The sequence below is a fragment of the Sphingobacteriaceae bacterium genome, assembly GCA_002319075.1.
GTDB lineage: Bacteria > Bacteroidota > Bacteroidia > B-17B0 > Aurantibacillaceae > Aurantibacillus.
In genome coordinates, this window is record NVQB01000001.1 from 2500143 (window position 1) to 2512600 (window position 12458).

14 protein-coding genes are annotated in these 12458 nt (G+C 37.6%); 4 read left to right on the top strand and 10 right to left on the bottom strand.

What is annotated here, in order from left to right:
* Position 1: 1 nt before the first annotated feature.
* Positions 2–1483 carry an acetyl-CoA carboxylase biotin carboxylase subunit gene (gene accC, locus CNR22_10915; protein ID PBQ32260.1) on the bottom strand — a complete coding sequence of 494 codons (1482 nt, stop codon included), beginning with the start codon at positions 1481–1483 and terminating at the stop codon, positions 2–4.
* A 113-nt stretch (positions 1484–1596) separates the two neighbouring features.
* On the opposite strand from accC, the gene CNR22_10920 reads away from it, so the two are divergent.
* The 3 genes from CNR22_10920 to CNR22_10930 are packed head-to-tail and all read left to right on the top strand — an operon-like array spanning position 1597 to position 3930.
* The gene (locus CNR22_10920; protein PBQ32261.1) at positions 1597–2364 is read left to right on the top strand and encodes a hypothetical protein; all 768 of its coding nucleotides are present in this window, start codon (positions 1597–1599) and stop codon (positions 2362–2364) included.
* Positions 2357–3649, top strand: a complete 1293-nt coding sequence (locus CNR22_10925) for a hypothetical protein (protein ID PBQ32262.1) — start codon at positions 2357–2359, stop codon at positions 3647–3649. Before CNR22_10920 ends, CNR22_10925 begins: the two co-directional genes overlap by 8 nt.
* A gap of 44 nt (positions 3650–3693) precedes the next feature.
* The gene (locus CNR22_10930; GenBank protein PBQ32263.1) at positions 3694–3930 is read left to right on the top strand and encodes a PspC family transcriptional regulator; all 237 of its coding nucleotides are present in this window, start codon (positions 3694–3696) and stop codon (positions 3928–3930) included.
* A 57-nt stretch (positions 3931–3987) separates the two neighbouring features.
* Here CNR22_10930 and CNR22_10935 read toward each other — a convergent pair whose 3' ends face one another.
* Genes CNR22_10935 through CNR22_10960 form a run of 6 tightly spaced genes read right to left on the bottom strand, consistent with a single transcriptional unit; the run spans position 3988 to position 8306 of the window.
* Positions 3988–4200 carry a hypothetical protein gene (locus CNR22_10935; protein PBQ32264.1) on the bottom strand — a complete coding sequence of 71 codons (213 nt, stop codon included), beginning with the start codon at positions 4198–4200 and terminating at the stop codon, positions 3988–3990.
* A 5-nt stretch (positions 4201–4205) separates the two neighbouring features.
* Positions 4206–4547 carry a carboxymuconolactone decarboxylase family protein gene (locus tag CNR22_10940; GenBank protein ID PBQ32265.1) on the bottom strand — a complete coding sequence of 114 codons (342 nt, stop codon included), beginning with the start codon at positions 4545–4547 and terminating at the stop codon, positions 4206–4208.
* Positions 4548–4556: 9 nt separating this feature from the next.
* On the bottom strand, positions 4557–5399 hold the full coding sequence (tatC, locus tag CNR22_10945; GenBank protein PBQ32266.1) for a twin-arginine translocase subunit TatC: 843 nt from the start codon (positions 5397–5399) through the stop codon (positions 4557–4559).
* 1 nt (position 5400) lies between these two features.
* Complete coding sequence (gene aroA / locus CNR22_10950) at positions 5401–6663, bottom strand: 3-phosphoshikimate 1-carboxyvinyltransferase (protein ID PBQ34878.1); 1263 nt, start codon at positions 6661–6663, stop codon at positions 5401–5403.
* Positions 6663–7721 carry a 3-dehydroquinate synthase gene (gene aroB / locus CNR22_10955; protein ID PBQ32267.1) on the bottom strand — a complete coding sequence of 353 codons (1059 nt, stop codon included), beginning with the start codon at positions 7719–7721 and terminating at the stop codon, positions 6663–6665. Before aroB ends, aroA begins: the two co-directional genes overlap by 1 nt.
* A 12-nt stretch (positions 7722–7733) precedes the next feature.
* Positions 7734–8306 (bottom strand): aminodeoxychorismate/anthranilate synthase component II, encoded by a 573-nt coding sequence (locus tag CNR22_10960; protein PBQ32268.1) that lies wholly within the window; start codon positions 8304–8306, stop codon positions 7734–7736.
* Positions 8307–8388: 82 nt separating this feature from the next.
* Between CNR22_10960 and CNR22_10965 the strand changes: the two genes are divergently transcribed.
* The gene (locus tag CNR22_10965; GenBank protein ID PBQ32269.1) at positions 8389–9069 is read left to right on the top strand and encodes a lysophospholipase; all 681 of its coding nucleotides are present in this window, start codon (positions 8389–8391) and stop codon (positions 9067–9069) included.
* 104 nt (positions 9070–9173) lie between these two features.
* On the opposite strand, the gene CNR22_10970 is transcribed toward CNR22_10965, so the two are convergent.
* The 3 genes from CNR22_10970 to CNR22_10980 all read right to left on the bottom strand — a co-directional run bounded on the left by CNR22_10970 (position 9174) and on the right by CNR22_10980 (position 12437).
* The gene (locus CNR22_10970; protein ID PBQ32270.1) at positions 9174–9530 is read right to left on the bottom strand and encodes a DNA-binding protein; all 357 of its coding nucleotides are present in this window, start codon (positions 9528–9530) and stop codon (positions 9174–9176) included.
* Between the two features lie 149 nt (positions 9531–9679).
* The gene (locus CNR22_10975; GenBank protein PBQ32271.1) at positions 9680–10204 is read right to left on the bottom strand and encodes a hypothetical protein; all 525 of its coding nucleotides are present in this window, start codon (positions 10202–10204) and stop codon (positions 9680–9682) included.
* 595 nt (positions 10205–10799) lie between these two features.
* On the bottom strand, positions 10800–12437 hold the full coding sequence (locus CNR22_10980) for a hypothetical protein (GenBank protein ID PBQ32272.1): 1638 nt from the start codon (positions 12435–12437) through the stop codon (positions 10800–10802).
* Positions 12438–12458 lie beyond the last annotated feature (21 nt).

The following is a 12458-nucleotide window of genomic DNA, read 5'->3' on the forward strand; positions in this document are numbered from 1 at the left end:
GCTAATTCAAGCGATTTGTTTTCCATTTACTTTTTTTAACAGTGACCTCTCCGGTCTTAACATTTTGTGTTCCTGCTGAGAAAATAAGGGAAGCGGCTATAGCGGCTACTTCTTCGAGTTCGTCATTCTGCACATTCAGCATTTCTGGCTTGTAATGGGTTGCTATAAAACCAGTATCAAATTTCCCACTTACAAAAGCATCGTGCTTTAATACGAATTTACAAAAATCAAGGGTTGTTTCAACGCCTACAATTTTATAATCGTCGATGGCCCGAATCATTTTTGCGATGGCTTCTGTGCGGTCTTTTCCATGCACAATTAGCTTTGAAATCATAGGATCGTAATAGATAGGGATTTCCATTCCTTCTTCAAAACTATCGTCAACACGTACTCCCGGACCCGATGGTGTTTTATAAACCACCAATTTGCCAATGTCTGGTAAAAAGTTATTTGTAGGATCTTCTGCGCAAACCCTCACTTCAAGAGCGTGTCCGTTTATTTTAAGATCTTCCTGGGTAAAAGAAAGTTTTTCGTTGCGAGCCACTTTAATTTGTTCTTTCACCAGATCAAGTCCGGTAATAAGCTCAGATACCGGGTGCTCAACCTGCAAACGTGTGTTCATTTCCAGGAAGTAGAAATTCAATTTATCATCTACTAAAAATTCAACGGTGCCGGCACCGCTGTAATTACAAGCCTTTGCCACATCTACAGCACATTTTCCCATTCTCTCACGTAACTCAGGACTTAAAACACTGCTGGGCGCCTCTTCGATAAGTTTCTGGTGACGGCGTTGAATACTGCACTCACGTTCAAAAAGGTACACACAATTGCCATGATTATCCGCCAATAACTGAATTTCAATGTGACGGGGTCCGGTTGCATACCTCTCAATAAATACAGCGCCATTCCCAAAAGCAGAAATAGCTTCGCTTACCGCCATATTCATTTGCTGTTCAATGTCTTCTTCACGTTCTACAAGACGCATACCTTTTCCGCCACCACCGGCGCTGGCTTTAATCAATAAAGGGAAACCTACTTCTTTGGCTACGCTAATGGCTTCCTTAATATCACTGATAGCACCTTCAGATCCCGGGATCATAGGCACTTTATATTTTTTTGCTGTGGCTTTTGCGCTGAGTTTATCGCCCATAAGGTCCATACTTTCAGGACTGGGTCCGATAAAAGTGATGCCTGCGTCCCTTACTTTTCGGGCAAAATCAGCGTTTTCACTTAAAAAGCCATACCCTGGGTGAATAGCATCTACGTTCAGTTCTTTGCAAATTGCAATAATTTTATCGCCTTGTAAATACGACTGTGCGCTTGGTGGAGGTCCCACACAAACAGCTTCGTCGGCATATCTTACAAAAAGCGCATTTCTATCGGCCTCTGAATAAATGGCTACAGTTTTAATTCCCATTTCACGTGCGCTGCGCATAATACGCAAGGCAATTTCTCCGCGGTTAGCTATAAGGATTTTTTGCATAAAAATTTTAATACAGCTTAAAGATAATGATTAATTTTTGTATACATCTGCGGCTATTATGGGAATATCTGCACAGTATTTCTGGGAATCTTTTGTTATTTTAGTCAATCATTATGTTTTTCTACTTCTCAAAATTAATTGCTTTTTTATTTTCTCCACTTGTTTGGGTTTTTGTTTTATTTCTTTGGTCTTTTAGAACAAAAGTGGAGGGAAGGGCCCGTAGATTGCGGATTATAGCCGTAACCGTTCTTTATTTATGCAGCAACCCTTTTTTAGTAGATGAACTTTTCCGCGCCTGGGAACCTGTGACGCCTGATTATGATCTTATGGACACGAAGTACGAAGGCGCTATTGTATTAGGTGGTATTGGAGACATTGATATGAGACTGGAAAAAATAAATTTTAGTCATAGTGGTGACCGTTTATTTCAAACCCTGCCCCTTTATTATAAAGGAAGAATAAAGCGTATTATTTTCACAGGCGGATCAGGTAGCATTGAATTTCCTGAAAAAAAAGAAGGTTATTTTGTAGGCAAATATTTAAAAAGTATAAATTTTCCGGATAGCAGTTTGATCATTGAAGCGCAAAGCAAAAACACATATGAAAATGCGGTCTTCACCAAAAAAATTCTCGACAGTCTTCATATTGATGGAAATTTTCTGTTGGTAACATCGGGTTATCACATGCCCAGATCTATGGCGATATTTAAGAAGGCAGGTTATAAAAACGTGACACCTTATATAACAAATAGATCGAGTGGAGTGAGGCGTTACACGTTTGATCATCTTTTTATACCGAACCCGGGAACTCTTTTTGCTCTTCAGTTTTTAATTCATGAGTGGATCGGTTATCTTACTTATAAGGTAAAAGGTTATGTTTAGATTCAGCGAGGAACTACTGCAATTTATCTGGCGGCACAAACTACTGAAGCCTGTGCCGTTGATCACAAAAGCAGGAAACACGCTAACACTGCTAAACCCCGGTGAATTAAATGTAGATGCGGGTCCCGATTTTTTTAATGCGAAGATTAAAATAAATGAGCTGATGCTTGTGGGCAATGTGGAAATTCACATTCTCACGAGTGACTGGTTAAAGCACAGGCATCAGCAGGACAAAAGTTATAATACAATCATTCTTCACGCGGTTTATGAGCACGACATTGATCTTGATCAAAACACAAAACACAATGTCGAAATTTTAGAACTAAAACCCTTTATTGAAGAAACTACTTTGATGATGTATGAGCAGCTTGCAACAGCTAAAGCAAAACTACCTTGTAGTAAGCAATTGCCGTTGGTTAGTGATCTCAAATTTATCGGCTGGATAGAGCGTATGACCATCGAAAGGTTAGAGGATAAAGTACAAAAAATTGAAGATTTATTTACAGCCTTTGAAGGGGATTACACGCAAACATTTTACACCTGCCTTCTTCGTAGTTTTGGTTTTAAAGTGAACGCACTTCCATTTGAAATGCTGGCTAAACACTTGCCGATTCATCTTGTTTTGAAGCATTCAGATAACCTCATGCAACTGGAAGCTCTGTTCCTGGGCATGGCCGGACTTCTGGAAGATCAGTTTAAAGATAAGTATATTCAAAATCTTCAAAATGAATTTGAGTATCTGAAAACGAAATATCAGTTACAGCCTTTAGCAAAGGAGTTATTTAAATTTTCAAAAATGCGTCCTGCTAATTTTCCAAATGTAAGGCTGGTGCAGTTCGCAGCGGTGATACGCGGGAATAAAGGTTTATTTACGAATCCTCAAAGTAAAAGAGAGTATAAAACTTTAATGCAGGCTTTTGAGTTTGAAGTGAGCGATTACTGGAAAAAACACTATAGTGCTGATGGCAAAGTTCTAACTAAAGAACTTTCATTCGGAAGAAATTCGGCTGAGAGTGTTATAATCAATGCATTTGCTCCATTCTTTTTCTTTTATTCCAAAAAGCTGGCAAAACCTGAGTTTACCGAAGCCACAATTAATCTTTTAAACAGTTGTAAAGTAGAAGTAAATACAAAAACAAAGTTATTTGAATCACGTAAACTGCATTTGCAGAATGCCGCGGCAAGCCAGGGAATTATAAATCTTCATGACAACTATTGTACTAGTCGCCGCTGCTTAAAATGTGGTATTGCCGCGGCAATTTTGAACCCGGCACCGAAAATATAAAATGGGGAAGACGGAAGATGTATTAAATGTTTTATCTTTGTTTTATGATCAGCAGAATTTCTAAATGGTTTGAACAAAGAGCTTTTGGTGTTTGCCAGTGGCTTGGTAAAAAAATGGGTATTCGCACCACAACGGTTAGGATGTACTTTATTTATCTTTCTTTTTTTACGTTTGGAAGTCCGATCATCATCTATTTTATTCTTGCTTTTCTTTTAGAGCATAAAAATTACTTTAAGCCTTTTTATACAAGAAAACGTCCAAGTGTGTGGGATATAGATTGATAATGTAGAATGTTATCTGGCGGAAGGGAAAAGCGTTACTTAAGTTACATGGTAATATTAGCTGGCTTCTGAATTTTCAGGCTTATCAGAGTTCTCCAGAGAACGATCAGGCAATAAAGAAAGAATAATAGTTGCTATTCCCGGTAAAAAAAATCCGATCAAAAACCATTTCTTAGGATTTCGTCCCATTTCTCTAGCATAAAAATAAGTGATTGTTGGTAAGCCCAGCAGAATTGCCGAAACAAAGCTTACTATAAGTAATGCGCCCATGCAGGTTATTTACTAAGTTCTTCCCAAAATTCGGCGCCACGGCGGGTGTGTGGAATTACAATGGTTCCACCCACAATGTTTGCTACGGCAAAAATCTCGTAAATCTCTTCAGTAGTACAACCCTGTTCTTTACATTTTTCAAGGTGGTATTTAATGCAATCATCACAACGTAAAACCATGCTTGCAACAAGGCCCAGCATTTCTTTTGTTTTCACGTTTAAAGCGCCTTCAGAATAGGTCTGGGTGTCGAGATTGAACAAACGTTTGATTACCAAATTATCTTTTGCGAGAATAACCCCGTTCATTTTTGCGCGGTACTCGTTAAATTCTTTTACCTGATCTGACATGATTCTTTTTTAAGCGTTCAACTTATGTTTCTTAATAGCCCAACCAGATACGAAAATACTGATCTCGAACAGTAAATACATAGGGATTGCTACTACCATTTGCGAAGTAACATCGGGACTCGGAGTGATAACCGCCGCCGCAATTAAAATGATAATAACCGCATGCTTACGGTATTTACGCATAAATTGGGGTGTAAGAATAGTCATGCGCGTGAGAAAATAAACCAGCACGGGCATCTCAAAAATAATTCCTGAAACCAAAACCATTGTGCTTATCAAAGAAATATAATCGTCGAAAGTATTTTGTGTTTCTACAATACCACTGGATGATACCTGGTAATTAACAAGAAAATTGTAACTCATTGGAAATAATAGAAAATATCCAAACCCAATTCCAACTAAAAAAAGAAAAGAGGCGATAATGACAAAAATTTTAACCGGACCCACTTCCTGATTTTTTAAAGCCGGGCGAATAAATTTCCAGAGTTCCCATAGAACAAAGGGAAAGGCAAGAATTAAACCCGTAACAAGGGAGATCCACATGTGATTAAAAAATTGTTCCGAAGCACTGAGTGTTTGCAGGTGTGCAGGTTTCACAGTCATGCACATAACATCTCCGGCACCAATTTTATACCCTAAAGCACAAAGAGCCCGGTAAGAAATGAAGTCCTGTTTTAAGGGCCCAAAAATTATCGTATCAAATAAAAAGTCGTTGAGGCAAAATGCTGCGATTCCGAAAACCACAATTACAGCGGCGCTGCGTACAAGGTGCCAACGTAGCTCTTCGAGATGTTGAAGGAAAGACATTTCTACCCCTTCTGCAGTATTTTTTTTGGATCCGAAAAAAGCCATATTAAGGATGCAAATTTACACTAAAACCCACGGATTTCAAATCTTCCCAGAACCTGGGATAAGATTTAGCTACTACAGAAGAATCGTCCATCATAATTTCTTTAACCACCAGCGCTAAGGGAGCAAAGCTCATAGCCATTCTGTGGTCATTATAAGTACGAATTAGTTGGGTGTTCGGATCAGTAAATTTGTTTTTTAATTCTTGTGGATCAGATTTTTTAAGACTTAGTGAGTCAGACGTTAGTTGTATTTGGGCTCCAAATTTTTCCAGTTCAGTTTTTAAAGCAAAAAGGCGATCTGTTTCCTTCACTTTTAATGTGCTTAAACCTGTGAGTTCAGCTCTTATACCTAAAGCGAAACAGGTTACCGCCACAGTTTGAGCAATATCCGGGCAATTAGTAAAATCATAATAAAACTCTTTAGCAAGAACTGTTTCTGAAGAAAGAAGGATGGCGTTTTCTTTAAAAATAGTTTTTACACCGAGGTTTTTATAAAGTTCAGGAAGAATTGAATCGGCTTGCAGGCTTTTTGGATGAAAATAAGTTAGTTCAATTTTTGAATCTGGCAACAAGGCACATATACTATACCAGTAGGAAGCTGAAGACCAGTCTGATTCTACGAAATACTGTGGCATAACTTTAGGTATATGATCAAAAGGAATTACCTGGATGGTTTTTTCTTTCTGCGAGACCTGAATTCCGGTTTGTTTCAGGAGTTCAACTGTCATATCAATATAAGGTTGCGAAACCGTTTTTCCTTTCAGATTAAGCTTTAAGCCGTTCTTAAATTTGCAGGCTATTAAAAGAAGTGCTGAAATAAATTGACTGCTCACGCTGCTCTCGATTTCGATATCACCGCCGTTTAAAGTTTTTCCTTTTATAAGCAAGGGAGGATAATTCTCTTTTTCAAGATAGTTAATTTCAGCACCAAGTGTTCTAAGAGCAGTTACCAGTTCGCCAATAGGCCGTTGTTTCATGCGCTCTGAACCAGTAAGCATCCATTCACCTGGAGTAACCGAAAGATAGGCGGTAAGAAAGCGCATGTCGGTGCCAGCATGATGTATATCGATCGTAGCCTGATTTTGATCTTTGATTTGTTGAAGGGCTTTTTGCAGAAGTTGGGTATCTTCGGAAGTGGAAAGGTTTTCAACTGTCTGATCAGAATTTAAGAGCGCACTCAATACAAGGAGCCGGTTGCTGATACTTTTGGAGCCGGATAAGCTCAACGAAGTTTGTCCGATAGTGTTTGTGGCCTTAAGTCTGATCACTTCCTTGAGAGTTTGATGTAGTACTCGAAAGATTTCTTAATCTGCGCTTCGGTGACTTCTACATTGATTTTGCAAGAGCCTATTTTATCGATCAAAGCAAAACGAAATTTATTTTTCAGAGATTTTTTATCGTTTTTGATGTGAGTAAGAATACTTTGTAATGTGAGATCATGAATAGGTAACATCGTAAAATGTTCCCGAAATAATGAAACTAGCTCTGTGAATTCTGTTTTGCCGAGAAGTTTCTTTTGAAAAGCGATATGACTCTCCAACATCATCCCTATAATAATGGCTTCACCATGCAGCAACTCGTTTTTGCTTCCTAACAAGAGGGCTTCAAGTGCATGGCCGATGGTATGCCCGAAATTTAAAATGTTACGGATGCCTCTATCAAATGGATCTTTTAAAACTAGTTTGTTTTTTAAGTCTATGCTCTTATTGCAGAGTGTTTGTGGATCGAGTCCTACTTTTAATTGCTGCCAGAATTTTTTGTCGCTAATTAATGCAATCTTGTAAATCTCGGCTAAACCATTCTGAAAATGGCGTTCAGATAACGTGTCAAGAAAATCTGTATATACAAAAACCGCTTTGGGTTGCGCAAAAGTTCCGATAACGTTTTTCAGATTCAGAAAGTCAATTCCGTTTTTTCCACCTACACTTGCATCGGCCATAGCTAAGAGTGAAGTGGGAACATTTATAAAGTCAATCCCTCTTTTATATACTGAAGCAGTAAAACCGCCGAGGTCGCTTACCACACCGCCACCTAAATTAATTAACAAAGAATTTCTGTCCGCGTTATTTTCGATCAAAGTCTGCCAGATATTTGCGCTAAACTCTAAAGATTTGCTTGTTTCTCCGGCCTCTATTTCAATAATTTCAGCCGGCGCTAATTTCGGGCAGGAAGTTATTAGCAGGGGGAGACAGTGCTGCAAAGTATTCTCATCGCATAGAATAAAATAAGAGGAATACGAGTTCTTTGCAAGAAAAGCGTTTAAAAACTTAAAAGTGTCTTTCCCTGTAAAGATGGAATAGCCATTCGATTTGATTACTGCCATAAACAATCAAAATTAATTATTTAAAGTTAACCAGTTCCGGATGATTATCTCACCGTATTCTGAAAGGATAGATTCGGGGTGAAATTGTACCCCGCGTACATCATAATGTTTGTGTTTTGCCGCCATAATAAGATTCTTTTCATCCACAGCTGTCACCAGAAGATCAGTACTTACTTTTGTTTCGTCGATTACCCAGGAATGATAACGCCCAACCTGGAAGGTGGGTGGACAATTATTAAAAAGTTGGTCAGGGTGCGTTAAAATAATTGGAGTTGCCATGCCATGCATAACCTGTGAAAGATTCCTTAATGGTGAATTGAATGTTTCGCCAATAGCTTGTAATCCTAAGCATACGCCGAAAATGGATTTACTCGCATGGTATCTTTTTAAAAGATCAGGCATAATGCCAGCCTCAGAGGGAAGTCCGGGGCCCGGTGACAAAAGTATTTTAGAATACTGGTTTATTTGTTCCAGAGCGATTTCATCGTTTTTAATTACATCGAAAGAGATGTTGCTCACCTTCTCAATCAAGTGAACAAGATTGTAGGTAAAACTATCGTAATTGTCAAGAACCAGCAATCGCATCAGGCTTTAAAGGTAAGTATTTTAGAACTGTTAAGCAGTCAATTTTAAATCCAAAATAAAACCGATCTCGTAAATTTGGTTGATGATTTTAATTAAAGGATTTTTATACACGACGGTTTCTATCGTCATTTTAGTATCGGCGCACTTTATGCAAAATTCAAAAATTATAACCTATCTCCCTTTGGGTGATTCTTATACCATTGGAACGGGCGCTTCGAAAGACGAGGCCTGGCCTGCTCTTTTAGCCGAACATTTAAATGCAAATAAAATTCGCTGTAAGCTTTTGGCAAATCCTGCAAGAAATGGATTTACCACGCAGGATCTTATTGCAATTGAATTGCCCCAGGTGAAACAGCTTAATCCTGATTTTGTAACGCTATTAATTGGCGTGAATGATTGGGTGCAGGGTGTGTCAAAAGCTAGTTTTACAAAAAACCTGGTTTTTATTTTAGATGAAGTTGAACGACAAATACCGGATAGAAAGAAACTGCTGCTTGTAACCATTCCTGATTTTGGGGTAACACGTACTGGAAAAAATTATTCGGGCGGAAGAAATATCAGTGACGGAATTTCGGAGTTTAATACGGTGATAAAAGAAGAAGGAAGAAAAAGACACCTCACTGTGGTGGATATTTTTGAAATCTCAAAAAAAATGGGAAGCGATAACTCTTTAGTAGCTGGTGATGGCTTACATCCTTCAGCGAAAGAATATGCTGTTTGGGAAACAATCATCTTTCCTGAGGCTTTAAGGCTTTTGAAGTAACTTCTCGACTACGCTCGAAGTGGCATGGTGCAAGTCAGTTCCGGCGTGTTTGCGAACATAAAAAAGGCGGTCTTTTCGGACCGCCTCAAATTTTTTCAAGCAACTTATTTTCCAAGATCTTCGAAACTGATATCAGCTGAGTCTGTTTTTTCGCCAGATTCGTATTTGTCTCCGCCGCCTTCGTAGCTGGATTCTACTTCTGGAGCGTTTTCTTTAATGTGCGTAATAGCTTCATTCAAACCTTCAATAAATTTTTCGAAATCCTCTTTATATAAAAAGATCTTGTGTTTTTCGTAAGTAAATTTCCCATCGGTTCCAAAACGTTTTTTGCTTTCGGTAATGGTTAAGTAATAATCGTTACCGCGTGTACTTTTCACATCGAAAAAGTAAGTACGCTTTCCAGCTCTAACAGATTTTGAGAACAAATCGCCCCTATCATTTTTTTCAAGTTCTTCTGACATAATTTTTAGTTTGAATTAAGCAAATATTAGAAAAATCTTCTGAGAATAGGCATGCTGTTAATAATTTAACGTTATTGTTAATAGTCATATATGAAAAAAGCCGCTATTGAATAACAATAGCAGCCTATACAGCCAAAAAAGAAAAATGTTTAAGAATGTTCTTTTTTTAGTTCTTTAATGTTTTTTGCAGAGTCAAACATTTTTTGAATGGCATCTTTCCCTAAAGTCGGGGCTTCAGTATCGTGAATGTCTTCAAAGTTATAATCGCTGTTTCCTATTTTTTGATTCATTAAAAAATGAAATTGAGGTTGTTCTGCGATCTCGCTCTCCCACATGATAGCATTTGGTTCGTCGGCGATATAGTTTTTAAACTTGTTAACCTCGTCACCTTTAATGTCTTCTTTGCGCATAGCAATGTCGGCAGCTTGCTCGTTGATGCTAATAGCGAAACTCTTTCCTACTTTAATATCAAGCGCTCCGTTAGATTGTTCGATGATCTCCATTTTGTTCGCAATGGTATCTGGCACAAATATCGCGAAGGGTTTTCCGAAACGATTCAGGTCAAGCGTATTCATTCCTTGAGGAGCAACAATGTCTTCTTGTTTTTTTCCACCGCAGGAAACCAATGCAGCTATAAATGCAGCTGACAATACTGTGATAAGTGTTTTGTACATGATGTTATTTTAAAATTAATGTTTACGACTGTATTTGATCATGTAAATATAAGAAACGAATTAAACCTGCTGAAGTATATGTGTTTTAAATCAAACACGCTGATGCGGAACTCTCTTAGTGAATACAAATAAAAAACCCTACTTGCGTAGGGAGTTTATTGTAAACAAAAAACCCCGCTAATGCGGGGCTTTTATTACTTTTTCTTAGCTGCTTTTTTTGCAGTTTTTTTAGCTGCTTTTTTTGGAGCTGCTTTTTTTGTTGCTTTCTTAGCTGCTTTTTTAGGAGCTGCTTTTTTTGCTGCTTTTTTTGCCATGGTTTCTTGTTTTTGAGATTTGTTGATACGAAGTAAATAAATTTTTGAGTGTTATCTAATTATTAAGTGATTATTTTTTCAACATTGATTTGTTGAAATTGTTAATAGCGTAAATTCCGCCGACGTTATTTTCTCACAGTCTTGTCATTCAAAGCTTCAGTTTTTTTTTGAATGGTCTGTAAGTATTGATTTTAAAGGGCTTTTCGGGAGAGTGATTTTAATTTATTTTTTTAAACGCCTAAATTTGAAAAAAACGAAGCCGAAAAAATAAAATGAGCGAATTACTCTTTAATCAAAATTTCTTCTTCAATTTCCCAATCTGATAAAACTTTTAGTTGTTTTGAATTAATAATGACCTTTTCGGGTTGTTGTTTGCGAAGAATATTACCACTGTCCCATTTTTTATTTTTATTGTCGTCAAAAATAATTTTTGTTGTGTATACAGCGGGCAAAACATCAATAAATTCAAGTGTTACAGCGTTACTATCAGAAAGTGAAAGAGCTACTGTTTGTTCTCTTACAACTTTTTCCTGCTCATTTATAAGTTGAACTACATAATCTTGTTTTTGATCAAAAAGAAGTTTAAGGGTCAGTTTTCCGAATTCGATTTTGCTTTGCGTTGTAAAATTGACCATGCTGCTATCGTTTGTTATTTGTTTGAGATCAAAAAACGCACTCGTATCAACTTTGAGTGTATAACTGACTCCTTCTTTTAATTTGTGATCGATTTCATACACCGTAATGCCTGTCCAGCGGCCTTTTACGGGCACTTCGCTTATTAGTGAATCTTCTTTGCTGCTGAATTTGATTTTACTGAGATCACTTCGCGTGGTATCCATCCAGGTTAAAAAATTAAATCTTAATTTGTCATATAAGGCCAGTTTATTACCAATGGTATTTATCGTATAGGCTTTTAATTTTCTTTTCGCACTTAATCTTGGTAAAGTTAGCTTTAGAGTATCCGTTTTATTTATGCTGAGGTTTTCGAGTACTATTCCCAGGGTGTCAGTGGCATTTTTATAATAGAATGAAACCGTGTCTTTCTCTTGTCCCACGCTGGTTTCGGAAAGATTGCTCAGGTCGGCTGGTTTTAAAGAGCTTAATTGCACCTTTGCTTTTTTATTCAGAACAATCTGGCTAAATCCGTAGTAAGGACTGAGTGTTTTTTTGATAAAGGACTTTGAAGCTTCTTCCTGGAAAAGTTTTAAACGAATAGTGGTATCTGAAATTAATTTCAGGCTTGAACCCAAAAAAGCTATTCGCTCAGCGTCACCGTCGTAAAGATTGTTTTTATTTTTATCTGCGAAAGCGTAAAGCAAAAAAGATCTGTAAGGTAGGTTGGTAATCGAAAAAGCCCCGTTATCGCTGCTTCGTGCAATGTAATCAGGTTCTGTTTTGTAAGGAAGACTGTCGTTTGCTTTTTCGGAGTTGTAAAGTGCGATCAAAACGTCTGAAACGGGTTTATTTGTAAAAGCGTCAATAACATCACCTTTAATTTTTAATGTATCGATAAAAGTGCCGGTTGAAAAAACATATTCAAAATCTTGAATTGAATTGGATTCGTTCATATCGGCAATGGCTTTGCCGAAGTAGATGCGGTATGTAGTATTGGGTGCAAGTTCTTCTTTTTTAAGTTTCACCAGAATTTTCTTCCCGTCTGCACTTATATCGGGAGTGCTTTTTAAACGTGGGGTTACGATTAACTGATTGGTGAGATCTTTTACCTGCACAAATTCATCAAACCTAAGCGTGATGACTTCTGAATTAAAATTCGTTGTCTTAGCCGCAGGAACAGCTTCCAGCATTTTTGGGGGAGCTTCGTCTCTTTTACCACCGCTTAACGGAACTACCTGAGCGCAGCGCACAATCACTAAAATTAAGCTAAAAACAAAAAGTATTTGTAGTACTTGCCTGGTCATTGATTAACTTTGTAAAAGTAA